Source organism: Gluconobacter sp. NFX36 (assembly GCF_049887835.1).
GTDB classification, from domain to species: Bacteria; Pseudomonadota; Alphaproteobacteria; order Acetobacterales; family Acetobacteraceae; genus Gluconobacter; species Gluconobacter japonicus_A.
Genome location: NZ_JAGEKJ010000017.1, coordinates 14,792 through 38,845 on the forward strand (window position 1 = coordinate 14,792; position 24,054 = coordinate 38,845).

Genomic DNA, 24,054 nt, shown 5'->3' on the forward strand with positions numbered 1-24,054 from the left:
ACGACGCATCTAAAGTTCCTTCTTGTATAGACAACCAAGAGACCCGCCGTGACCGAACTCCTGCTCGATCAGCCTTTCTCTCCGCAGGACATCTGCGACATCGCCCGGAACAGAAAAACGATCCAGCTGTCGCAGGGGGCGCGGCAGCGGCTTAACGACGCCAACCGGCGCCTCCGTGTTCTTGTTGAGAGCGAGTCCGCCGCCTACGGCCTCAATACGGGCGTCGGCGGACTATCAGACACGCGGATCACACCGGAAAAACAGTCAACCCTCTCCCGCAAGATCCTCTTCAGCCACGCCACGGGGCTCGGCCCTCCCCTCAGCGCCGAAGCAACGCGCGCCATCATGGCCTGCGCCGTCAACCAGTACTGCCTGGGCTATTCCGGCCTCCGCGCGGAGATCGTCGATCGCCTCGTCGCCCTCCTCAACCACGATTGCCTGCCAATCGTGCCACGGGACGGATCGGTCGGATATCTCACACACATGGCTCATATTTCCCTGACCCTGATCGGTCACGGAATGCTCCGGACCAATGGCACGGAACAGGCCGCCGCCGAGGTGCTGGAACAGCTCGGTTTCATCCCGCTCGTTCTTGAAGCCAAGGAAGGGCTGTGTCTGGTCAACGGCCTCTCCTGCGCCACCGGAATTGCCAGCCTCGTCACGGAAGAAGCCGCCACCTGCCTCCACTGGGCAGACAGGATCGCCGCCGCAACCTTTGACGTCCTTGGCGGACAACAGCGCGCCTTTGATCCACGCTCAGCAAACCTCCGTATCCTGCCCGGCCATCGCGCCGTCTCACAGGCCCTCAACCAGAATCTGGCAGATTCCGCCCGGATCGCAGACGCCCGAGGCCAGCGCACACAGGACGCTCTGAGCCTGCGCGCCATCCCCCATATTCATGGATCGGTCCATGACGCGCTGACCGGCATCCGCCACACCGTCACACAGGAACTGCAAAGCCTGTCCGACAACCCCGCCATCATTGAGGACGAAACAGGCATCGGCGCGTTCTCCGAAGCCCATGCCGTCGGCGCCAGCATTGCCCGCGTCATGGACGAAGCCGCCATCGCACTGGCCTCTCTGGGTGCAGTCTCCGAACGTCGTCTGGACCGCATGGTCAACCCCCTGCTCAGCCCGTTCCCGGCCTTCCTGTCTAGCGATTCCGGCACGGGAAGCGGCTTCATGATCGCGCAATACACGGCGGCTTCGCTTGTCAGTGCCAACCGCCGCAACGCCCTCCCCGCCAGTCTGGATGGCGGCATTACCTCAGGTCTTCAGGAAGACATCCTCGTCCACGCCACACCAGCGGCCCTCAAGGCACGGGACGTTGTCGCCAATACACGATCCATTCTCGCGATCGAACTTCTGGCCCTCTGTCAGGCCATGGACCTCGCCGGTCTCACCGGGAAAGTCGCCCCCCGCACGCTGGAGCTTTACAACAGCGTGCGGGCCATCCTTCCCCTTTACGAGGAAGATCACCCGCTAGCGGACGATATCACCCAGCTTGAAGCCCTGATGCAGGCCGCCCCTCCGGGCCGGACGCCCGGATCTCTCTGAGGAGAACAGGCAGCCCGAACGGAAGGCTGACCACACAGGCCACACACCCGGCAATGCCAAGCATCGTGAAAGAGGCATGATCGATAATCAGCCCTCCCAGCGGTGCTCCCAGAGCATATCCCATGCGGTCCATACCGCCACAGAACGTCCCGACCCTACCCGTATGATCCAGCGCGGCCGCACTTCCCAGCAGCCACGCATAAGACAGCATGGAACAGTTCCAGTAGATGACGACGCCCGCCGTATAGCTCCAAGGATCCCAAGCCGAACATGCCAGCAAGCCGCCGACGCCCGTCCCGATCAATGTTAATGGCAGAATGATCTCCCGCCGCAGCCGCTGCGCCAGCGCACCGACAGTGAAGCTGACCAGAACGCTGGAAACGATCCCCACCGTCGAGAGAAAAACGATATAATCGGCTGACAGATGAATGGCCCGTCCGACCCGCTCGGCAAAGGACCACGCCATGCTTGATCCCAGAGACGACCCGACCCAGATAAACAGCAGCGCTACCCCGCCACGCGTCAGACGCTTTTTTTTCGTACTCTGACGGACCGGCAATGGCGGCGCATGGCGCAGCGTCACCATGAACGGCGCAATCAGCGTAACAATGACCGCGATCCCGACAAAAACCCCCAGTTCACCAAAGCTGCGCGTGGCGTAAGGGATGGCGTCGATCACCGCCACCAGAACGATCAGCCCCCCGCCATTGGAAATGGCATACATCCGGTCAGGGTTTTCACTCGCCGACGCCGCACAGACATAGGACCGCCCCAGCAGCGCCTCCCCCAGACCAAACAGAAGCGCACAGCCCCACGTCCACGCCGAAGAAGACAGACCCGTCGCTGTCAGCAGGGACGACAGAACCGCCAGCCCCGCACCTAGAAACGCCGTCATGACCACCGAAACGCGTCCCGTCAGACGGGACAGCAACACCATGAAAACCGCAAAGGACATGATTTCGAAAAAGCCGAACATCCCCGCCCGACTGGCGGACTGATGCAGCCCCGACATCAGCGCATCAATCTGAAAGGGCATGACGGACGAGCCCAGATACGCACAGCCGGAGCAGATGCTGAGCCCCAGCGCTAGAAGCAGAAGCTGCCGCCCCGGAAGATAACGGACAGCCTGTATTCCTGTCATGATGATCGCAGTTATCCTGTCAGAAGCAAAAAAAGGCGCGCCCCCGAAAAGATGCGCCTCCGAAATATTATTTTCTGGTCGTAATCATGGGCATGTTCAAGCCCTTTTCATGTGCACAGGCCACGGCAATGTCATAGCCTGCATCGGCATGGCGCATCACACCTGTCGCCGGATCGTTCCACAACACACGCTCCAGACGGGTGGCGGCATCGTCCGTACCATCCGCCACGATCACCATGCCCGAATGCTGCGAAAAGCCCATTCCAACACCACCACCATGATGCAGCGACACCCATGTCGCGCCCGACGCGGTATTGAGCAGCGCATTCAGCAAAGGCCAGTCGGAAACGGCATCGGACCCGTCGCGCATGGCCTCCGTTTCACGATTGGGGCTAGCCACCGAACCGCTGTCCAGATGATCGCGTCCGATCACGATCGGCGCTTTCAGCTCACCCTTGGCCACCATCTCGTTGAACGCCAACCCCAGCCGGTGACGGTCCCCGAGACCCACCCAGCAGATCCGGGATGGCAGACCCTGGAACTGGATTTTCTCCCGCGCCATATCGAGCCAGTTGTGCAGATGCTTGTCGTCCGGCAGCAGTTCCTTGACCTTCGCATCCGTCTTGTAGATGTCCTCCGCATCGCCCGACAGCGCCGCCCAGCGGAAAGGACCGATCCCCCGGCAGAACAGCGGACGGATATAGGCCGGCACAAATCCCGGAAACGCAAAGGCATCTTCCAGCCCTTCTTCCAGCGCCATCTGGCGGATGTTGTTGCCGTAATCGAAGGTCGGCACCCCCATTCGATGAAACGCCACCATTGCCTCGACCTGAAGCCTCATGGACTCCCGCGCGGCTTTCTCAACCGCCGCCGGGTCCGTAATCCGCAGCTTCTCGGCCTTCTCCAGCGACCACCCAGCTGGAAGATATCCATTCAGCGGATCATGCGCGGATGTCTGATCCGTCACACCATCCGGACGGATGCCACGCCGCACCAGCTCCGGAAAGACTTCAGCTGCATTACCCAGAAGACCCACGGAAACCGCCTCACCCTTGGCGCAGGCCTCATGAATGATCTGCAACGCCTCATCCAGATCCTGCACCTGCCGGTCCAGATAGCCCGTCTCCAGACGCTTCTGAATGCGCGACGGCTCACATTCCACCGCCAGCATGGACGCCCCCGCCATCACGGCAGCCAGCGGCTGCGCACCGCTCATCCCCCCCAGACCACCCGTCAGAATCCAGCGGCCCTTGAGGTCGCCACCGTAATACTGGCGCCCCATCTCAACGAACGTCTCATACGTCCCCTGAACAATCCCCTGACTTCCGATATAGATCCAGGATCCGGCCGTCATCTGGCCGTACATCATCAGCCCCGCTCGATCGAGCTCGTTGAATTTCTCCCAGGTCGCCCAGTGCGGTACGAGATTGGAATTCGCAATCAGAACACGCGGTGCATTGGCATGCGTCCGGAACACACCAACCGGTTTGCCAGACTGAACGACCAGCGTCTCTTCATCCTCCAGCTCTCGCAGGGCTTCCACGATCCGGTCATAGCAGTCCCAGTTCCGCGCTGCTCTTCCAATCCCACCATAAACCACAAGCTCCGACGGCTTCTCCGCCACGTCCGGATCGAGATTGTTCATCAGCATCCGCATGGCCGCTTCGGTCTGCCACGACTTTGCACTGATCTCGGCACCATGATCGGCACGGATCACACGATCATTCGACAGACGGGACGACACGGAAGGAGAATTGACCATGAGTAAGGTCTCCATTTTCAGAGAAACAGAAAGAGGTTTGGAAAAGTTCAGAAGCCCGCAGCCACGGTCATCGCCGTCGTAAATCGCGGCGCGATGTAATATCCGGGAGAGCTTCCATCAATGGATGTCCCGTAAATGCCACGGGTGGTCTGAGCATTCAGCTGGGGCGACGCAATACCGGACAGGACTTTCTCATCCGTCAGGTTGATGAACGCGACCCGGATTTCCGGATGTTTGACAAAACCGACGCTCGGCAGACGATACCCTAGAGACAGGTTAAACGTCTTGTAAGCGGGCATTTTTTCATCGTTCATGAAGGTCGAATACTGCGACCCTGTGTATTTGAACGAGAACGTTCCGAAGAAATTTTTGTAATCATAGACAAGACCGAAAGATCCCTGAAACGACGGGCTGCGAACCGCCGTTTTCCCTGCCGTCGGCAGATAATCGTTTCCGACTTGAATATTATTGTCGATCGTCGCATGAAGATATTCGACCGACACATAAGGCGAAAAGCCATGAAACGGCATTAGCCCCGCTTCGAAATCCACACCGCGCGACGTCTGTCCGCCGCCGTTGATCGTCGAATAGACCGGAACGTTATTGACGTAACGCAGGCTGGACACCTGCCTGTTCGTGAAGTTGTAGTTGAACAGGGCCAGACTGGCATGAATGATCCGGTCCTGATAGCGATATCCCAGCTCTTCGGAAATCGAATATTCAGGCTTGATCCCCGGATTGCCCTGCGTTGAAATCGCCCCACCCGAATAGGAATTGTACAGGGTGTCATCAATCGGCATCAATGTATTGGTGCTGGCATTGATGAAGACCTGATTGTGGGAATCAATCTTGTACGTCGCCGAAACGCGCGGCAGCGGCTGGAAGTTATTGGCCCCGACATGATACTGCGTGCCCGGCAGACCATTGGTCCCGGCCTTGCTCATCATCAGCGTCTTGATGCCGCCCACAATCTTCAGACGATCATTGAGAAGCGAAATCTCATCCTGCAAGTAGAGCGCATTCGTCTGCGTGACGGTATGCTCCTTCTCCGCCAGATACGGCTGACCATTGCTCATGGTCACGTTCCGCAGGCTCCAGGCCGAAGCCGGATTGCCTGAAGCATCGACCGACGAAAACGGCATCGACAGATCATCAACGCTATACTGATACCAGTATCCCAGCGTCACTTTCTGCACCCCGAACTGACGGGACAGGGACGCGTTGAACCCGCCTACGGACTGCACGCCTACGTAATCGCTTCTCACACTCCCGCCCGACGCCTGGGCATCCGGAATGGTCACGGAAACAGGTTCCGTTCCGTAATAGTTGCCGTCAGACGACAGCGTGGAAGACGCCGGAGAATTCTGCATCGCATACAGGAAATAAGGCGTCACATTGAGCTTCACCTTCCTCGGAAGCGTAAAGTCGGAGGGCAGACTCATCATGATCTGCTCCCATTTCCAGCGGTTCTGCCGCCAGTAATCCGAGCTTCCGGGTGTAAATGTCCCGTTCCATGAATAACTCCGCCCCGAAGTCTGCCAGTCGGCAAGCGTCGGGTTCGGATTGTACATGTAATTCATGTCAACATACGATCCGACCAGCTTCATCCGATCGCCGTTTGCAAATTCCTTCTTGAAGCCGAAGTCGATATGCCGACGCATCTGACGCCCCGGCCCCAGGGAATTCTTGGCCGTTCCGTTGGAAAACGACACATAGGCCGAAAGACCCGTATTCCCGATATCCCCGGTATCGAAACGTCCGAAGAACCTTTGAAGGTTCAGCGTGCCGTAACTGTAATCGACCAACCCGCCCATCTTGTGAGACGGATCGCGCATCAGCGTCGTCACCTGCCCGCCCGAAGCATTGACCACCGGCGCCGTGATGGACGAGGACCCCTGCGTCAGACTGACGGAATCAATGTCTTCACCATCCGCCCAGTATGTCGGATAGCCATTATAGGTCTCGATATCGTTGACCGGCATTCCTTCCCAGACCTGCCCGATTTCGTTGCCCCCCAACCCGCGTACGCTCAGCATCGAATTGGCCGCAAAACCGTAAGGGTCACTCTGGGAAAGATTAGCGCCCGGAGCCAGAGAAACAGCCTGATAGGCCGTCGTCGTCGACGCCTGCTTATTGATATATTCCGAAGTCACGGTACTGCGCATGTCGCCGCCCGTCTGAACGGCCATCAGCCCCCCGCCCGCAATATGCCGGACCTTGCCATATGCCCCGTTTGCCCCCGCAGCATGCACGGAAATAATCTCCGGCCCTCGCGCACTGACTGGATGAGGCTTCCGCTTCGTTGACGCTCCAGCAGTATGAGCCCGCAACAGCGAACGCGCATATGTTGCCGGTGCAGCTCCAGCCAGAGAGGTCGACGCAAGAAACGTCATGGTGGAAAGGGCTACACAAGCACGACGGCGTTTTGCGATTGGCATGATACCTGCTCGAAATCATTTCGTATCGAAACCACAATGTCATGTCTGGTTGCATATGCAACCTATCTTTTTCACCAACACGACAAAGATATGTCTAATTTTTCTTCAGAAAAAGAGTAATATTCAAGCAATAACAATAACTTAAAAATATATTTCCACCTTCGAAAAATTTTCTTCGCTCCATCTCATGCCCTAACCCGACAAATTTTCCACCGACCATCAACGACACGCCGTCAACCTCACCCATCATGGCACTCGCTAAAGAAAATCTTTTATATCATTGAATAAATTTATATTTTTTTATAGAAAATTTTAGAATGAACTAACTTTTACAGGATTCGCAAAGACCTTCTCTTTCTCTCTTATGAGAGTTGTATAGGCAAATACATCTTGCGATAAGCTCCTCTCTTGGGCATGCTCGCCATATCTGCCCCTTCCCGAGAGCGCGCATGTCCTGGACCACGGCTGAAACCGGTGACCCCATACCGCCTTTCATACAGAAAGCCAGCACCAACTCCGGGGGCCTGTCCTTTGACATGATGGGCGGACGCAGAATCCTGCTGTTTTTCTTTTCCTCATCAACTGACCCCGAGGTCAAAAGCGTCCTCCAGCACCTCTCCCGATATCCGGAGGTCTTGAATCGCAGGGACTGCCTGTTTCTAGGCGTCACCCTCGACGGGGTCGACACGGCCATTCTAAAAAACCGGTCCGATCTCAGATCGGTTTGTTTCCTTTACGATATCGATCGTATCTGCCACCGGACGTTCGGAATTGCTGAAAACACGCCACCGGGCTGGATAGAACTCGACCCGATGATGCATGTCGTCCACACGCAACTCCACCGCCCCGGTCTGGAAGAAACGCTTTTCGCGACGTTACTCCAGAAAGCCACCGCCCCGCAGCGCAGCATGCCTGTCCCGGTTCTTATGTTGGACCACGTTCTGGAACCGGCCTTCTGCCAGGACCTGATCCGGTATCACGACACCCACAATCCCCAGCCCTCTCCCATCCTGACCTCCAATGCCGCAGGACATCTGGTCCGCACCGTCGCCCCGGATTTCAAACGCAGGCGGGACACGTCCCTGCGCGACCGGGGCATCGTCACGGAGCTGCAAAACCGTATCATCCGCCGTGTCGTCCCCGAGATTTTCCGGGCTTTCCGATTCACGGCTACCCAGATGGACAGAATGCTCATCAGTTCCTACGACGCCACGGATAAAGGCTTTTTCGACGCGCATCGGGACAATACCGTCCCCAGTTCCGCCCACCGCCAGTTCGCCGTCTCCCTCACCCTCAATGACGACTACGCCGGCGGAGAACTGATTTTCCCCGAATTCGGCCCACAGACCTTCCGCCCCAATGCTGGCGGAGCCGTCATATTTTCCTGCGCGCTCCTGCATGCAGTCCAACCCGTCACATCCGGCCGGAGATACGCCTGCCTACCCTTCGTCTACTAACCGGAGCGTTATTGCTCACCCAGCCTGACCAGAACAGGCATCATCATCGCAAAAAGCTCCGCCTGCGAGGAGACGGCACAGCGCGTATGGATCTGTTTGCGAAACACTTTCACCGTCTGCACGCTCACTCCCATGAGCCTTGCAATCGAACGTGAAGAATGTCCCCGCAAAATCAGCAAAGCCGTCTGTGACTGCCGCGCCGTCAGCACGATGCCATACGTCTTTTCACACTGCTCGCGAAACTCCGTCATGGTATCCTGCGCATGTGCGATCGGCGCAGCTTCAAGCCCTGACCAGTGTCTCCCCGCCAGCGCCGCTACAACAGGCTGAATGGCCAGAGCTTTTTCCCACTCCGCCGCAACAAATGTCTCTCCCGAACTCGTATCGCGCCCGAGACAGATATGAATGGAAACATCCGCCGATATCCGGACCAGATACGTCATCTCGTCCAGAATATGCGTATCCCGGTAATATTTCAGGTAATAGTCCGACGCAGCGAAATGATCGGGAACAACATCCTCAAGACAATATAGTCCCGAAGGCGCCCCGGCCCTGTCCACAACAAAAAACGGATCAAGCAGATAGATCCCCGTGCAATACGCACTGTCAAAGCGGGCATGGACATTTTTTTCTTTTGAGTGCGTCAACAGGCACTTCGGCCGACCATCTCTCCCATAGGAAAGGATCGTCAGATTATCGATCGGGACACAACTCTCGAGCCACGCCACAAGATACTGCTCGAACGCAGGAGTCATCAGCGCTGAAATCACCGCCCCAAGCTGCTGTTCCTGCTGACAAAACATCCGGCTATACCCCTTCAGGGCAATATACGTCCCATCCACACAGAGCCTACCATCACACATCAGCAGCTGCACCCGCACAGCCCTTATAGATGGAGGACCTGAACATGCCGTCTGCACTACCCTACACCACCGAAGACATTCTCGCGGCAGATACCCATCTCGTCCAGTCCTGGGCGGATCTTGACAGTCTAAAGAAACCCCATGCCCGCACCGCAATCGTTGCAGCAAAGGGCGTCATGGTTCGTGACAGTAACGGTCAGGAACTGATTGATGGCATTGGCGGTTTGTGGTGCGTCAACGTGGGTCACGGACGCCCCGAGATCATTGACGCCATTTCCAACCAGCTCTCAACGCTGGATTTTTATTCCACCTTCTACACCTTCACGCACCCCACAGCCGCCGCACTGGCCAAAAAACTGGCGCAACTGGCGCCTGGAAACCTGAATCACGTCCATTTCTCCACTTCAGGGTCGGATGCCAATGACGGCGCCGTGCGCATCTTGCATCATTATTACGAGCGTCTAGGAAAACCCGAAAAGAAACTCGTCCTGAGCCGCCACGGCGCGTATCACGGCTCGACCTATCTCTCCATCGCAATGACCACCCCCGCCTATTCCAAAGGCTGGTCAAAAGCCGAAGGGATCGTCCATCACCTGAAAAAACCGCATTACTGGCGCGAAGGCGACGGGATGACAGAGGCGGACTTCACGGATCTGCTCATCGCCGACCTGCGCCATGAAATCGAACGCCTTGGCCCCAAAAACATCGCCTGTTTCATTGGCGAACCCATCATGGGAGCTGGCGGCGTCATCGTTCCGCCCAAAGGATACCACCGGCGCGTTCAGGACGTCTGTCGGGAATACGATATCAAGTTTGTAGCCGATGAAGTCGTCACGGCGTTCGGACGTCTCGGACATTTCTTCGCTTCCGAAGCGGTTTTCGATACCCAGCCGGACATGATCACCATCGCAAAAGGCGTCACCTCCGGCTATCAGCCCCTCGCCGCCACGATCATGACCGACGAAATCTACGATGTGGTGTCCGGGCCGGAGGGCGTCTTCACCCACGGCATGACCTATGCCGGCCATCCGGCCGCCGCCGCCGCCGGTCTGGCGAATATCGCCCTAATGGAAGCCGAACAGATCCCGGAACGGGTACGCGTCACGGGCAAGCTGTTTGAAAACACATTACGCACGCTGGAAGATCTCGACATCGTCGGCGAAGTCCGCGGCAGCCATTTTATGATGGGCATAGAATTCGTCAGGGACAGGACCAGCAAAACCCTCTTCGATGCCAAGCTCAACATTGGCATGCTGGTCGCGCGCAAGGCTCAGGAAAAAGGCCTCGTCGCCCGCCCGCTTGGACATATCCTGATTCTATCCCCACCACTGATCCTGTCGGAAGAGCAGATCGCCAGAATTGGAGACATCCTCCGCGAAAGCATTACGGAGGTCATGCACGACCTTTCAAAAGCCTGAAGGTAAGCGTTCTCAATATCCCCAGTCAGGATGATAGGTCAGGGCGGGAGTCTTCCCCGCCTCGATCTCGCCGATAGCCCCGGCGACATAAGCCGCCTGCATTTTGCAGGACGCCTCGGCCGCAACATGGGGGGTCACGAAAACTTTCGGGTGCTCCCAGAAAACAGCATCCTGCGGCAGTGGCTCCTGCGCAAAAACATCCAGCACAGCCCCCAGCATCCGCCCGCTGTCGAGCGCTGAAATCAGGTCTTCCGCCACCACCTGCTCGCCACGCCCCACATTGATCAGACTGCCCCCCGGCTTCAGATGGGACAGCAACTCCGCATCAATCAGACCGCGCGTCTGCGGCGTACTTGGCAAAAGATTAACCAGAATATCTGTCTTTCCCAGAAAATCGACCTTGCCGTCCTCTCCGAAATACAGCGGAACATCCTCAATCGGCCGCACCCGGCGACACCACGCCGAAACCTGAAACCCGGCCTTTGACAGGCGCTGCGCCACAGCCGACCCCAGATTGCCATATCCCAGAATCCCGATCGTGGTCTCCGCACTCGTGCGGTATTCAAGATTGCGACGCCAGATTTTCTTCTCCTGCTGCAAGGCCCAGGTCCGCGCATCACGCAGCAGCGAAACGATCGCCCACAGCACATAATCCGCCATCAGAACCGCCGTCTGGTCTCCCCCCATACGGACCAGCATGACATCCTTCGGAAAATCTTTCCGACCCACCAGGTGGTTCACTCCCGCCCCACTACAGAAAATGGCGCGCATATGCTGCATTTTCGCCATTTCTCCAGGAGCTGGGTCCCAGACCAGCGCATAATCGGCTTTGGACGGATCAAACGCCGGATCAAACCACGACACCGTCCGGATACCGGGCGCCACCTCACGGAAAGCATTCCGCCAGCTCTCCCAGACGCCCGGCCCTTCTGCACTGATTGCAAGCGTTACCATCAGATTTCTCCGCAAAACCCCAACACGCGCCCGAACGGATCAGTATTTGATCCAGACCGTCTTCAGAGCAGAATATTTATCGAAACTATGAAGCGAGAGGTCACGTCCGAAACCGGACTGCTTCATTCCCCCGAACGGCGTCATCGGAGACAGCGCATCAACGGTATTGATCGACACCGTTCCCGCATTCAGCCTGTCCGAAACTGTCAAAGCCCGCGTGATGTCCCGGGTCCAGACGGACGCCGCCAGACCGTAAGGCGTATCATTGGCCAGAGCCACCGCCTCATCCTCGTCCCGGAACGTCTGGACAACCAGAACAGGCCCGAAAATCTCCTCGCGCACAATCGTGGCGTCCGACGCAACATCCGCAAAAACCGTCGGCTGGATATAGGCCCGCGATGCCCCATGGGTCAGTTGCCCTCCCCCCGTCACAAGCCTGCCGCTCTGACGTCCGGCTTCAATGAAACCGGCAACACGGTCCGCATGCTCCACCGTCGCCATCGGCCCCAGCCGCGTAGACGGGTCCAGCGGATTACCGGGCACAAGAGCCTCGGCTCTGGCCTTCAGCCGCCCGATCATATCCTGCGCGATCGTTTCATGTATCAACAGACGCGAATTCGCCGAACAGACCTGCCCCTGATTGAAGAAAATACCCCAGGCTGCCTTGTCCGCAGCAGCCTCCAAATCGGCATCAGGAAATACCAGACATGGGCTCTTCCCGCCCGTCTCCAGCCAGACCTGCTTCATGTTGCTCTCACCGGCATAGCCCTGAAAGAGCTTTCCGATCTCCGTCGAACCGGTAAAGGCCAGACAGTCCACATCCGGATGCAGCCCCAGAGCGCGCCCCGCCTCATGCCCTAACCCCGTCACGACATTCAGAACGCCCGCTGGCAGACCGGCTTCGGACCCAAGCTCCGCAAGGCGCAATGCGGACAGCGGAGACTGCTCGGCAGGCTTAAGAACAACTGAGTTTCCCACAGCCAGAGCCGGCGCAATTTTCCAGATCGCGAGATCCAGCGGAAAATTCCACGGCACCACCACACCTACAACCCCAAGCGGCACCCGGCGCACCATCGCAAGATCCCGCCCGCCCGTCGGTGCAATCTCGTCATACAGCTTGTCGATGGCCTCAGCATGCCATTGCAGAATGGCCGCAGCCCCCGGCACATCAATCGTGAGCGTATCGGAAATCGGCTTACCAACATCCAGCGTGTCCAGAAGGGCCAGTTCTTCGAGATTGTCCCGCACAAGTTGCGCCCAGCGCAGCATAACGGTCTTGCGCTCCGCCGGTGTCAGACCGGACCAGACCCCACTTCCAAAGGCGGCCCGCCCGCTGACAACGGCCCGGTCGATATCCCCGGTGTCGCCCCGCGCCACCTGCGCCAAAACGGCGCCTGTCGCCGGATTGATGGTCTCGAACCGCTGACCGGAGAGAGCCGGAACAAACCGTCCGTCAACCCAGCAATCGTTGCGCAACGACAGTTCGGCAGCACGCTTCGTGTAAAACTCGGTATTTTTCGTCATCCGGTATGCTCTCTTCCGTCTTCAAACATCTTGCGGGCCCTCAGGCCCGAACATGTCGGACTATAATTTCCACAGAGCCTGCGGCCCGCGCTTGCGCAGGGCGGCGATATCTTCAAGACCGGCCAGGCCCAGAATATCCACCACTTCCTGCGACAGCGCGCGGATGGCTTTCTCCACGGAGGCCGCACCGCCTGCGGCCAGCGCCCAGGCCCACGGACGTCCGATGGAAACGGCCGTCGCCCCTAGCGCCAGCGCCGTCACAACGTCCCCGCCCCGGCGAATGCCGCTGTCGAGGACGACATCGCCCCTGCCCTTAACGGCGTCCACAATCTGCGGCAGAACATCCAGCGTCGCCGGAGACGGGTCCATCTGCCGTCCACCATGATTGGAGACGATCACCCCATCCGCACCTGCCGCAATGGCGTTCCCTGCATCTTCCGGATGCATGACGCCCTTCACAACAAGCCGTCCCTTCCATTCGCTCCGGAGCCATTCAAGCCCGGCCTTGTCGAGCGTGGGGTCGATCTGCGCAGCCATATCCTTGGCCTGCCCCATGATACCCTGCGCCGTGGTATAGGCGGCCAGATTTCCAATTGCCGGCGTCCCGCGCCTCGCCATGCCCAGACACCAGCGCGGATGGGCCATCATGCCCGCCATCTGCATCAAAGTGGGCCGCGAAAGATGGCGGAATCCATTCCGCACATCCCGCTCCCGCACCGGCGTAATAGCCGTATCAATCGTCACGATAATACCGTCCATGCCGCATTGCGCCGCACGGGCTAGCATGTCCCGCGTCAGGCCCCGGTCCCGGAAAACATAGATCTGCGCAAGCGGCGCCCCACCCACTTTCGCAACCGCTTCCATCGGATCAATGGAGAAAGTGGAAACGGCCATCCCCACCCCGCAGCGCAGCGCAGCACGCGCGGCGCCCACTTCGCGGTCCGGATGTAGCATCCCCGCAAAACCGACTGGTGCGAGCATGAAGGGCGCTCCCCACTCCTGCCCGAAACAGCGCACACCTGCATCCACGGTCTCGACGTTCTTCAGCCCACGCGGCACAATCCCCCATTCACGAAAAGCCTCGCGGTTCCGCGCCATGGTCCATTCCCCATGCGCGCCCCCATCGACATAATCCGCAAACAGCCGGGGAAGACGCCGCCGCGCGGACGCCGCAACATGGGAAAAGACACCGTCATCAACGCGCGTCATAAACGACCCGCCCCCCAAGAACGGTCATCAGAACCGCAATCTCCGAAATCCGCTCGGGCGGCACATCAATCGGGTCCGCACTCAGCACCACCAGATCCGCCAGTTTCCCGACCTCGATGCTCCCTTCCTGCCCCTCACGATGACAGGCAAAAGCCCCCGCCGCCGTATAGGCATACAGGGCCTCGTCAACGCTGATGGACTGGTGCGGAATGAAGGCCGCGCCTCCCGCGAGGCTTCGGCGGGTCACAGCTTTGCTGATCCCCCGAAGTGGCGACAGCGACACGATCGGCCAGTCCGTCCCGAACGCCACGACACTGCCCGCATCCAGAAGCGAGCGGTTCGGAAACGCCCGCTCCTGCTCGCTCTCACGCACCCGCTGCGCCCACACCCCGTCCATCCCCATCCATTCATCGGACGGCGCAACCATCACAGGCTGAAGACAGGCAACCGCACCCAACTCTTTGAACCGGGGAATATCCCCAGCAAACGGAATTTCCACGTGCTCGACGCGATGCCGTAGGGAGCGCGTCGCTTCGGGAACCTGCGCATAGGCATCCAGCGCAAGCCGGATCGCCCCGCTGCCAATCGCATGCGTCCAGATCTGAAACCCAGCCTCGGATACCCGCCGCACAGCGGATTGATAGGCCTCTGGTTTCCAGACCAGCGTTCCTGTCTCGTCCGGTCGGTCCGCATAGCCCTGCGGCATGCTGGCCGTGTGCGATTCCAGAACGCCATCCAGAAAGAACTTCACTCCATCCAGACTCAACATTGGCGAATGATACCGTCGACGCAGTTCCACGATCTCGGCCAACCGCTTTTCCGAAAGCTCCGGTGGCGGCATCTCAACCATCACCCCAACCCGACAGGTCAGTGCACCGGAGGCTTCCATCTCCGCAAGTGCCGGAAACAGCCCTTCGTCATAGGCCGCACTCTCAACCCGCGTAATCCCGCAACGCGCCATTTCCTTCAGAACGCGCTCCAGCCCATCCCGGACCAGCGCCTCATCCATGGGCACCACATGCGCCCCGACCAGCTTACCCGCCTCTTCCTTGAGCCACCCCGTCGGAGACCCATCCGGACGGCGCACGATTTCCCCGCCCTCCGGGTTCGGCGTGGACGCATCAATGCCCGCAAGTTCGAGCGCCCTGCTGTTGGCCCAGGCCGCATGCGCCATGCCGGACCTCAGAAAAACCGGCCGGTCCGGCACCACCGCATCAAGCATCGCACGGTCAAAACCTTCGGGCGGCAGATCCGGATAGCCGTAGCTCCATTCCAGCCCTACAAGCCATTCCCGCTCCGGATGCGCAGCGGCAAACGCCTCCACCCGCCCCACGACTTCCGCCATCGTTCTGGCGTCCCGCAGGCCGATATTCGACAGATATTCCGCCCCCATCAACAGATGAAGATGGCTGTCCACAAACCCCGGAAGGACACAGGCGCCCCCTAGATCCACCTGCTCCACATCCGCCCCGCAGCCATCGAGCAACGCTTGACGCTCGCCAATTGCCGCAATCCGCCCATCGCGCAGAAGGACCGCGCCTTCAAATCGCTCATCGCCCGGAAGCGCAATCCGCGCATTGTATAAAAGCGTCATGCCCGCTCTCCCGCAGGCAGAACTTTCCGCCGGAACGTCCGCTCCGCAACGATATAGATCATTGGCGTCAGAATGAGGCTCACCACCCAGGAAACATCCACGCCTCCCAGCATTCTGGCCACACTTCCCATATAAAGATTGGTCGCCAGAAACGGAATTTGAACCGCAACCCCGATCCCGTAACAGAACAAGGCTGGCATGTTGTAATACCCGTAAATCCCGCCGTCTTTCTTGAAGAAAGAGGCCACATCATAATCTCCATGATGGAGAATATAGTAATCTGTCAGGTTAATCGCCGTCCACGGGATCATGACTGACATCAGAAGCTCCAGAAACTCGCTATAAACCGTCATGAACTGGTCGGCCATAAGCGTGGCCATACCAAAAGCCAACGACAGAAGCCCTACAGTCACCACAAGCCGCGCACCTTTTCCGTAATGACGGTCCGGCGTGAACGTCTGCGCTACGGTCAGCGTCGAGAGCGCCCCGCAATAGACATTCATGGCATTCGCCACCGCGATACCGATGGACAGCGCCAATAGAACCGGCACTGCGGTTACGCCCAAGATCGCCGTAAGCGTCTGAATGACATGCGCCCCACCTGCCACGATCCCGATCGCGGCCCCCAGCCCCATGGCCAGCATCGACCCCGAAACGGACCCTGAAAAACATGCCACGAACGCATATTTTTCACTTTTCGGCCCGGCCGGAAGATATCGTGACGAATCCGAAACATAAGGCGCATACGCAATCTGCCATAAAGCCGCTAGTGACAGGGTGCGCAGAATACCTGTCCCGCCCCATGACGGCACCGTCACGTCGTGCACCGCCGGGTGCACGCCCATGATCTGCCACAGACAGACCATCACGGCCGCCCCGCACAGCAGCGTCAGAATACGCGCCGCAACATGGATCACATGATATCCGAGAATGGCAGGAACAATGGACAGGATCTGGATGATCAGAATGGCCGGAAACCGCCCCAGCCCCGGAAAACAGGACTGAAGCCCCTCCGCTCCCAGAACAAGATTTGAGGCCGCAAACCCGACATACATCAGCACAATCACCGCTGTCACAGGAACCGCCCCGAACAGCCCGAACTGCCCCCGCGTCTGGATCATCTGCGGCACACCTAATCGAGGCCCCTGAGCCGCATGCAGCGCCATGAAAATGCCGCCCACCAGATTGCCCGCCAGAAGCGCCAGTAGCGCAGGAACCAGAGACAGCCCGAAAACCGTCGTCGCCAACGCCCCGGTCACGACCGTCAGCATCATGAGGTTCGGCCCGAACCAGACCGTAAACAGGTCTCGGGCACTCCCATGACGACGATCCGAAGAAATGGGGTAGATCGTCTCTGCTTCAAGTGTGCCAATGGTCTCCATCGTGCCACCCTCTGTCCTTCTGCCAGTCAATCCGCCATACGGAAAGATGCTGATATTGCCACGTTTTATTGCAACATCAGATCATTATAAAACACACATTTTTCCGGATTGGTAATGTGTTTCTGATGCATATTTCCTGAAGCCTTACCCCGGAAAAAGCTACGCGCAGATCCCTCGGATCGCTCTTTTCATTCCGACTTCATTATATCTATACCGAAAAGGAAGATGAGGCCCGACCTCAGTCTGGTGGGAAAGGAAGAATTTCGTGCTTGCTGCCCGTTTTTCAGGCATCGGAGACATTCAGGTTCTTCCTGTCCCGATATCGCAGGACCTACCGGATGGCTGTGTCCGCATCCGGGTCGAGGCGGCAGGGATTTGCGGGTCCGACCTGCATAATTTCCGGACCGGCCAATGGCTTTCCCGCTGTCCTATCACACCGGGGCATGAATTTTCCGGAACAATCACGCAAACCAGCGGCGACTGCGGCTCCCTGACAGTCGGCACACACGTCATCGCGGATTCAAGAGTCGGGTGCGGAACCTGTCAGCGTTGCCGGTCAGGACGAAGAAACCTCTGCCGGAACCTCAGCTTCGTCGGAGAAAGCTGCGACGGCGGGTTTGCACAGGAGGTGATTCTCCCAGCCACTCAAGTCCTGCCTTTCCCCGACACACTCCCACTGAGATATGGCGCCCTCGTCGAGCCTCTTTCCGTCTCCCTCCACGCCGTCAACCGCCTCGCGCCGACACCAGGTTCTCCGGTCGTCATCTGCGGCGGTGGCACGATTGGAGGACTGGCCGCCCTCCTGCTTCGGCAGCAGGGCCATGACGTCCATATGCTTGAACGCAGTATCGGGCGCCAGACACTCCTCGCCGAAACCATCGGCACGACCCCTCTCCCTCTAGACGCAGAAGATTGGAACATTATGTTCGGCTCGGAAGGCCCCGAGTTTATTCTCGACGCCACCGGAGCCGCTCCCGTTGTGGAAATGGCCTGCCAGCGCCTCGCTCCGGGCGGCAGGCTCGTGCTGGCCGGCATTTTCCATCACACGCCCCGGATCGACCTCAACGTGGTCGTAGAACGGGAACTCGACATCCGAGGCGTCAGCGCCTTTGCAGATGAAATGCTCGAGGCCATCCAGCGGCTCCCCGGCCTCATTCCGTTTCTCGACCGCCTGATCACTCCGGCCGCAGCCCTCACAGATCTTCCAGCTCTCTATACCCACCTGCTCTCAGGCTCGGAAAAACGCCTGAAAACCCTGATCGCCCCCAACGGTACGGACGGAACATGGTAGAGAGTTCCCCCCTCTTCTCGCTGGCAGGCAAAACATCCTTCATCACCGGCGGCGGACGCGGCCTGGGCAAAGCCATGGCCCTGCACCTCGCCCGTTGCGGCGCAAACGTCTGGATTTCCGGACGCAACGCCGACACCCTTGAGGCAGCCCGCTCCGAAGCCCTCTCCAACGGTCTGACCCTGCATCCGCTCGTCATGGATGTCAGCAAACTCGACACGATCCGCGAGGCCTTCTCCCGGATCGCCCACGAAAGCCAAACGCTCGACATCCTCGTCAACAATGCCGGTGACGAAACCCTCCGTGCCTGCGACGACGTGGACGAAGCCCTGTGGGACCGCCTTCTGGACACCAATCTGAAAGGTCCGTTCTTCGTGGCCCAGCAGGCCGCCCGCCTGATGCCGGACGGAGGCAGCATCATCAACCTCGCCTCCCTCACCTCGGCTGCGGGCGTCGCAAAAGCCGTCCCCTACAGCGCATCGAAATCCGGCATCCTTGGCCTGACACGCAGCCTCGCCGTCGAATGGGCGCCTCGGGGCATCCGGGTCAACGCCCTGGCGCCCGGCTACTTCCATACGGACATGACCGACACGTTCTTCCGCAACGACGCATGGCGGGAAAAGATGCTGTCGAGCATCCCTCTCGCCCGTTTCGGACTGCCTGATGACCTCGCAGGCCCCCTACAATTCCTTTGCTCCACAGCTTCCGCCTACATCACGGGACAGGTTCTGTACGTGGACGGTGGAACACTCGCCGCGCTCTGATCCCTCCAACCTTCTGCCCCGAAAAGAGAGACCCGATGTCTGAAAACATCACCTTCCATGATCTGACCCAGACCGGGACAATCCCCGAAGCCCTGCTGCAACGAACAGAGAGCGACCTGTCGGTGTTTTTCGAGCGTGTCAAACCGATCATCGAGCGCGTCCGCACCGAAGGCGACGCCGCCCTACGTCATTTCGCACAGGCTTTCGACGGCGTGACCGCCCCCGAAATGAGCATCCGGGCCACGCCGGAAGAGTTCGACGCCGCCTTCGCCAGCATCGAACCAGACGTCCTCGAATCCATCAAATACGGCATCAGGAACATCCGCCGTTTTCATGAAGCACAGAAGCCGGAAGACAGCTGGATGATCGAGGTCCAGCCCGGCATCTGGGCCGGAGACCGCAACATACCCATCGACTCCGTGGCCTGTTACGTCCCGCGCGGCAAGGGCAGCTTCCCCAGCGTCGTGAACATGACGACCATCCCCGGAAAAGTGGCGGGCGTCCCGCGCCTGATCATCGTCACACCTCCCTCCCCCGACGGCACCGTCGACGCCGGAACCCTCGTGGCCGCCCGCCTCATCGGGGTCGAGGAAGTCTATAAATGCGGCGGCGCACAGGCCGTCGCCGCCGTGGCCTTCGGAACAGAAGCCGTACCCGCCTGCGCCAAGATCGTCGGCCCCGGCAGCCCGTATGTCGTGGCCGCCAAACGCCTGCTGTCCGACCGGATCGACCCCGGCATCCCCGCAGGCCCCAGCGAAAGCATCATTCTGACCGATGACAGCGTCGATCCGGTTCTCGCCGCGCTGGACCTCATCATCGAGTCCGAACACGGCCCGGATTCCTCCGCCTGGCTCGTCACCAGCAGCCGGCGCGTGGCCGAAGGCGTCATCGCCGCCCTGCCCGCGCACTGGGCCGAAATGGACCCCAAGCGCGCCGATTTCTCCCGCACAGTTCTGGGCGGCGCCCATGGCGGCGTGATCCTGACCAAAGACTTCAGCGCCGCCGTCGATTTCACAAACGCCTACGCACCTGAACATCTCGAAATCCTGACAGTCGATCCGATGGCGAATCTCGGCCGCATCCGCAACGCAGGCGAAGTCCTCCTCGGCACCGCCTCACCCGTCACATTGTGCAACTACGTCCTCGGCCCGAACGCCGTACTCCCCACGAACCGCGCCGCCCGCACACACTCCCCGCTCTCGGTCCATGACTTCATGAAGCGCATGTCCTTCGCACGCGTCTCGCCCGAAGCGTACCCCGAAGCCGCGCGCCATGCGGAACGTTTCGCCCGGTACGAAAACTTCTCGGGCCATGCCCGTGCCGTCTCCTCAGCCCGCCCCATGCCGAAGATCCAACCCCGATGAAACCCGAAGCAGCCAGCGCCGAACCCGTTAGCGCGGCAGGCATCCTTGCCGCGGTCCGGAGCGGAAATCCCGCTCTGGCTGCGGACCTCCTGTCGCGCATGATCGCGGAAGAATTCGGCTTCCACATCACGGACGTTACACTCGGCGCAGACGATTACAGCCTGAACTCCGTCAACGGATTCATGATCCGTGACACCGGGGAACGGTTTTTCTTTAAATTCCACCATGAAGAAAACGAAGACTCCGTCCTTCAGGAATTCTACAGGGGCGAAATCCTGCTCGAAGCAGGATTTCCGGTCGATATGCCCGCCCATGTCTGCCGCCGTGTCGGGCGGCAGATCCTGCTCTACCCGCTCAAAACCATCCCAAAGCTCGCCGATGCCGCCCGCGCCGTTGACGGAGACACGCCCCTGCCCGGCGCAGACGCCCCGTCCCTCAGATACGCCCAGCAGGACCTGGACGCCCTGAGCGCCACGCTCTACCTGCGCTCATGGCACCCGATCACCGGCCAACAGAGCGCGGACGAACCCATCCACCAGCTCTTTTATCATCGCCTCACCACCCCGAACCAACCGCCCGGCACGCTCGGCAGCCGCGCAAAGAAATTCTTTGCCCCCGAACGGACTTTCACATTTCCGGACGCAACCCTGACCGGAAGCGAACTTCTCGAACTGCACTGGGTGATCGACGGCATTCGCTACGACCGCACCCTGAAAGACTGCTTTTACAACGCGCTCGAAAACTTATCTCCCGAAACGCTTGCCCAAAACGGCGGCGTGGTAGCCCATGGAGACGCCCATAACGCGAATGTCTGGTTCAACCCCGAAACCACCAGTCTGACCCTGTTCGACCCCGCTTTCGCCGGACGCCACATTCCGGCCCTGCTCGCAGAAATCAAGGCCACGTTTCACAACATTTTCGCCCATGCGGACTGGCTCTATCATTCCGCAGAGCTGAAAACCTGCCCCGAAATCCGGATCAGCAACGGAACGGCGTTCATCAAGACAAACTGGTCGCTTCCGCCCCTGCGACAGGCCTTCCTTCAGGACAAGGCCCGCCTCCTGTGGCGCCCCCTGCTGGAAGGTCTGGCGCAGCGTGATGCACTCCCCAACAACTGGCGCGAAACAATCCGCTCTGGCCTGTTCTGCTGCCCCACCCTCGTCATGGATCTCTGCGCCAGGTCGGAAGAAAAGCCCATAGGCCGCCACACACCCGCCTCCTCCCTGACCGGTCTGGCAATCGCCCTGATGTGCGGTGCCGAACCCGAAGGCGCGGATACCCTCTCGCGCTTTCTGTGGGCTATCGACCCTGTCAATACAGTGCCAGAGTGGAACGATCTCTGAACCAGAAAACGGGAAAGATCCTGCCTTCATGAACCCGTCCCACAACAAGACCGTTCAGGAAACTGCAACATCGGCCTTTGCCGTTGAAAACGAAACGATCTTTCCCATTCCTGAAGACCGCCGTCACGGCAACGCCTGGTCGCTGCTGATGGTCTGGATCGGCGCCAACCAGAACATCATGGCCGTCATGACGGGCCTGCTATACCCGACCATCTGCCACCTCTCCCTCGGCTGGTCCCTCCTCGCAATTCTCTCGGGCAACCTGGTGGGCGGCGTCTTCATGGCCCTCCACGCCGCACAGGGTCCCCATCTCGGCATCCCACAGATGCAGCAGACACGCGGTCAGTTTGGCTCCACCGGCAGCCTGCTGATCATTGCCATCATCATCCTGATGTATGTCGGCTTCACCTCGACCTTCTTCGCCATCAGTCGCGAACAGATCGTGCAGGTCTTCGGCCCCTCCGTCAGCCAGTTCCCCATCTGGATTTCCGTCATCGTCATCGGCGCCCTGTGTGCGATCGGTCATAACGTAATCGAACGGTTTATCTCCGGCTTCATTCCCATCGCCGCAATCACGTTCGTTCTGCTAGCCTTAGCCTACATGTCCGCATCCGGCGGTCATCTCGCCCTGCCGTTCTGGCAGTCCCCCACCCTCCACGACTTCCTGACGGCTCTGTCGCTCGGCGTCCTGTGGCAAATCGCCTACGCCCCCTATGTTTCCGATTACACCCGCTATCTCCCCTCCTCGACCGGAGAGCGCACGGCGTTTCTCGTCTGCCTGACCGGCAGCGTCATTGGCACCTCCTTCCCGACTTTCATCGGCTCCTATCTCGGTAGCACCGGCTTTTCAGGAAGCATGTACGACGCCGTCAGGCCCTGGTCTCCGCTCCTGCCAATCGTACTGTTCGCGATCATCATGATCTCGACGCTGGTGAGTTGCACTATGCAGATCTATTGCGCCGCCCTCTCATCCCTGACCTTTCTGCAGACGTTCCGATCTAATTGGGCCCCGACCAGCCGCTCCCGCGCCGTCGCCGCCTTCACGCTTTGTCTATGCTGCGCCGTCATCACGATCAATCTGAGCGGAAACGTACTGCAAATCCTTGACAACGTCATCGCGCTGCTTCTGGCAGTCCTGTCTCCGTGGACGGCCATCAACCTCGTCGATTACTATCTGGTCCGGCACGGAGCTTACGATATTCCCTCTCTGTTTCGGCATGATGGCGGCGTTTACGGCCGCGCCAACCGCCCGGCTCTGCTGTGCTATGCCATCGGCGTCATCGTACAGATTCCATTTCTGTCAAACGGCCTCTATACCGGGTCGCTCGCCCGCGACCTTGGCGGTATCGACATCTCGTGGATCATCGGAATTTTCGTCCCTGGCGTGCTTTATCTGGCACTGGCACGACATCGGAACTGACGTCCCAGCTCGCTGCGGACGTCTTCTTCGGTTTTTCCGAAGCGCTTCCCCATACATCCGTTCTTTAACTCATCGCACCGAATTGCAACCATTCCTCTATCGCACCAAACTCGCATTAGGCGCGAAGAGTTTGAGGAAACAATTCCATGCCCATTCACACCAGAATCCGCCCCTTCAATACGAAGGACACCTATCCCGAGCAAAACCTCGACAACGACCTCTGCCAGGCCGTCGTCGCAGGAAACACCGTCTATGTCCGCGGACAGGTCCCGCAGGACCTCGACACGCGTGAAAACGTCTGCGTCGGCGATCCAGTCGGACAGGCCCACAAGGTCATGGAAAACATCACCCTTCTCCTGAAGGAATCCGGCTCCGACCTGTCCCATATCTGCAAGGTCACGGTCTACCTCACCGACATCCGCTACCGCGAAGCCACCTATCGCGTCCTCGGACAGCACCTCAAAGGGGTCTTCCCCGTCTTCACAGGACTGGTCGTCGTCGCCCTTGCCCGCCCCGAGTGGCTGATCGAAGTGGACGTTATCGCCGTCATCCCCGGCTGACCAACACCCCAAGCCC

18 protein-coding genes are annotated in these 24,054 nt (G+C 59.3%); 9 read left to right on the forward strand and 9 right to left on the reverse strand.

The window, feature by feature from the left end; translation table 11 throughout:
• Positions 1-48 precede the first annotated feature (48 nt).
• Complete coding sequence (locus J4P41_RS13565) at positions 49-1,557, forward strand: HAL/PAL/TAL family ammonia-lyase (RefSeq protein ID WP_426067553.1); 1,509 nt, start codon at positions 49-51, stop codon at positions 1,555-1,557.
• On the opposite strand, the gene J4P41_RS13570 is transcribed toward J4P41_RS13565, so the two are convergent.
• From J4P41_RS13570 to J4P41_RS13580, 3 genes are all read right to left on the reverse strand, one after another.
• Entirely contained in the window at positions 1,496-2,698 is a 1,203-nt protein-coding gene (locus J4P41_RS13570; protein WP_426067554.1) for a hypothetical protein, read from the reverse strand. The two genes, J4P41_RS13565 and J4P41_RS13570, sit on opposite strands and share 62 nt — an antisense overlap.
• 67 nt (positions 2,699-2,765) lie before the next feature.
• Complete coding sequence (gene hutU, locus J4P41_RS13575) at positions 2,766-4,442, reverse strand: urocanate hydratase (protein WP_426067577.1); 1,677 nt, start codon at positions 4,440-4,442, stop codon at positions 2,766-2,768.
• A 65-nt stretch (positions 4,443-4,507) separates the two neighbouring features.
• Positions 4,508-6,898, reverse strand: a complete 2,391-nt coding sequence (locus J4P41_RS13580) for a TonB-dependent receptor (RefSeq protein WP_426067555.1) — start codon at positions 6,896-6,898, stop codon at positions 4,508-4,510.
• 1,187 nt (positions 6,899-8,085) lie between these two features.
• Between J4P41_RS13580 and J4P41_RS13585 the strand changes: the two genes are divergently transcribed.
• The gene (locus J4P41_RS13585) at positions 8,086-8,355 is read left to right on the forward strand and encodes a 2OG-Fe(II) oxygenase (protein WP_374195568.1); all 270 of its coding nucleotides are present in this window, start codon (positions 8,086-8,088) and stop codon (positions 8,353-8,355) included.
• An 8-nt stretch (positions 8,356-8,363) separates the two neighbouring features.
• On the opposite strand, the gene J4P41_RS13590 is transcribed toward J4P41_RS13585, so the two are convergent.
• Positions 8,364-9,218 carry a helix-turn-helix transcriptional regulator gene (locus J4P41_RS13590; protein ID WP_426067556.1) on the reverse strand — a complete coding sequence of 285 codons (855 nt, stop codon included), beginning with the start codon at positions 9,216-9,218 and terminating at the stop codon, positions 8,364-8,366.
• Between the two features lie 44 nt (positions 9,219-9,262).
• On the opposite strand from J4P41_RS13590, the gene J4P41_RS13595 reads away from it, so the two are divergent.
• The gene (locus J4P41_RS13595; RefSeq protein WP_426067557.1) at positions 9,263-10,636 is read left to right on the forward strand and encodes an aminotransferase class III-fold pyridoxal phosphate-dependent enzyme; all 1,374 of its coding nucleotides are present in this window, start codon (positions 9,263-9,265) and stop codon (positions 10,634-10,636) included.
• A 12-nt stretch (positions 10,637-10,648) separates the two neighbouring features.
• On the opposite strand, the gene J4P41_RS13600 is transcribed toward J4P41_RS13595, so the two are convergent.
• Genes J4P41_RS13600 through J4P41_RS13620 form a run of 5 tightly spaced genes read right to left on the reverse strand, consistent with a single transcriptional unit; the run spans position 10,649 to position 17,299 of the window.
• Positions 10,649-11,590, reverse strand: coding sequence for a 2-hydroxyacid dehydrogenase (locus J4P41_RS13600; protein ID WP_426067558.1), 942 nt, complete (start codon positions 11,588-11,590; stop codon positions 10,649-10,651).
• A gap of 39 nt (positions 11,591-11,629) precedes the next feature.
• Positions 11,630-13,114 carry an aldehyde dehydrogenase gene (locus J4P41_RS13605; protein ID WP_426067559.1) on the reverse strand — a complete coding sequence of 495 codons (1,485 nt, stop codon included), beginning with the start codon at positions 13,112-13,114 and terminating at the stop codon, positions 11,630-11,632.
• A gap of 60 nt (positions 13,115-13,174) precedes the next feature.
• Positions 13,175-14,323, reverse strand: coding sequence for an alpha-hydroxy acid oxidase (locus J4P41_RS13610; RefSeq protein WP_426067560.1), 1,149 nt, complete (start codon positions 14,321-14,323; stop codon positions 13,175-13,177).
• A complete protein-coding gene (locus J4P41_RS13615) occupies positions 14,310-15,917 on the reverse strand; it encodes an amidohydrolase (RefSeq protein ID WP_426067561.1) in 1,608 nt (535 codons plus the stop codon). The genes J4P41_RS13610 and J4P41_RS13615 overlap by 14 nt, the downstream gene beginning before the upstream one ends.
• Complete coding sequence (locus tag J4P41_RS13620; protein ID WP_426067562.1) at positions 15,914-17,299, reverse strand: purine-cytosine permease family protein; 1,386 nt, start codon at positions 17,297-17,299, stop codon at positions 15,914-15,916. The genes J4P41_RS13615 and J4P41_RS13620 overlap by 4 nt, the downstream gene beginning before the upstream one ends.
• A 265-nt stretch (positions 17,300-17,564) precedes the next feature.
• Here J4P41_RS13620 and J4P41_RS13625 point away from each other — a divergent pair, with 265 nt between their 5' ends.
• The 6 genes from J4P41_RS13625 to J4P41_RS13650 all read left to right on the forward strand — a co-directional run bounded on the left by J4P41_RS13625 (position 17,565) and on the right by J4P41_RS13650 (position 24,038).
• Positions 17,565-18,590: a zinc-dependent alcohol dehydrogenase gene (locus J4P41_RS13625; protein ID WP_426067563.1), complete on the forward strand. Its 1,026-nt coding sequence runs from the start codon at positions 17,565-17,567 to the stop codon at positions 18,588-18,590.
• The gene (locus J4P41_RS13630; protein ID WP_426067564.1) at positions 18,584-19,351 is read left to right on the forward strand and encodes an SDR family NAD(P)-dependent oxidoreductase; all 768 of its coding nucleotides are present in this window, start codon (positions 18,584-18,586) and stop codon (positions 19,349-19,351) included. The genes J4P41_RS13625 and J4P41_RS13630 overlap by 7 nt, the downstream gene beginning before the upstream one ends.
• A gap of 35 nt (positions 19,352-19,386) precedes the next feature.
• A complete protein-coding gene (hisD, locus tag J4P41_RS13635; protein ID WP_426067565.1) occupies positions 19,387-20,715 on the forward strand; it encodes a histidinol dehydrogenase in 1,329 nt (442 codons plus the stop codon).
• On the forward strand, positions 20,712-22,058 hold the full coding sequence (locus tag J4P41_RS13640) for a hypothetical protein (RefSeq protein ID WP_426067566.1): 1,347 nt from the start codon (positions 20,712-20,714) through the stop codon (positions 22,056-22,058). The genes hisD and J4P41_RS13640 overlap by 4 nt, the downstream gene beginning before the upstream one ends.
• 28 nt (positions 22,059-22,086) lie before the next feature.
• Positions 22,087-23,478: a purine-cytosine permease family protein gene (locus tag J4P41_RS13645; protein WP_426067567.1), complete on the forward strand. Its 1,392-nt coding sequence runs from the start codon at positions 22,087-22,089 to the stop codon at positions 23,476-23,478.
• A gap of 146 nt (positions 23,479-23,624) precedes the next feature.
• Positions 23,625-24,038, forward strand: coding sequence for a RidA family protein (locus J4P41_RS13650; protein WP_023941591.1), 414 nt, complete (start codon positions 23,625-23,627; stop codon positions 24,036-24,038).
• The last annotated feature ends 16 nt before the right edge of the window (positions 24,039-24,054 follow it).

Bases quoted from the DNA above. Each gene is read 5' to 3' on its own strand.
- J4P41_RS13570 (WP_426067554.1), bottom strand. From the start codon at position 2,698: ATGACAGGAATACAGGCTGTCCGTTATCTTCCGGGGCGGCAGCTTCTG.
- J4P41_RS13580 (WP_426067555.1), bottom strand. From the start codon at position 6,898: ATGCCAATCGCAAAACGCCGTCGTGCTTGTGTAGCCCTTTCCACCATG.
- J4P41_RS13585 (WP_374195568.1), top strand. From the start codon at position 8,086: ATGCTCATCAGTTCCTACGACGCCACGGATAAAGGCTTTTTCGACGCG.
- J4P41_RS13590 (WP_426067556.1), bottom strand. From the start codon at position 9,218: ATGTGTGATGGTAGGCTCTGTGTGGATGGGACGTATATTGCCCTGAAG.
- J4P41_RS13595 (WP_426067557.1), top strand. From the start codon at position 9,263: ATGCCGTCTGCACTACCCTACACCACCGAAGACATTCTCGCGGCAGAT.
- J4P41_RS13600 (WP_426067558.1), bottom strand. From the start codon at position 11,590: ATGGTAACGCTTGCAATCAGTGCAGAAGGGCCGGGCGTCTGGGAGAGC.
- J4P41_RS13605 (WP_426067559.1), bottom strand. From the start codon at position 13,114: ATGACGAAAAATACCGAGTTTTACACGAAGCGTGCTGCCGAACTGTCG.
- J4P41_RS13610 (WP_426067560.1), bottom strand. From the start codon at position 14,323: ATGACGCGCGTTGATGACGGTGTCTTTTCCCATGTTGCGGCGTCCGCG.
- J4P41_RS13615 (WP_426067561.1), bottom strand. From the start codon at position 15,917: ATGACGCTTTTATACAATGCGCGGATTGCGCTTCCGGGCGATGAGCGA.
- J4P41_RS13620 (WP_426067562.1), bottom strand. From the start codon at position 17,299: ATGGAGACCATTGGCACACTTGAAGCAGAGACGATCTACCCCATTTCT.
- J4P41_RS13630 (WP_426067564.1), top strand. From the start codon at position 18,584: ATGGTAGAGAGTTCCCCCCTCTTCTCGCTGGCAGGCAAAACATCCTTC.
- hisD (WP_426067565.1), top strand. From the start codon at position 19,387: ATGTCTGAAAACATCACCTTCCATGATCTGACCCAGACCGGGACAATC.
- J4P41_RS13640 (WP_426067566.1), top strand. From the start codon at position 20,712: ATGAAACCCGAAGCAGCCAGCGCCGAACCCGTTAGCGCGGCAGGCATC.
- J4P41_RS13645 (WP_426067567.1), top strand. From the start codon at position 22,087: ATGAACCCGTCCCACAACAAGACCGTTCAGGAAACTGCAACATCGGCC.
- J4P41_RS13650 (WP_023941591.1), top strand. From the start codon at position 23,625: ATGCCCATTCACACCAGAATCCGCCCCTTCAATACGAAGGACACCTAT.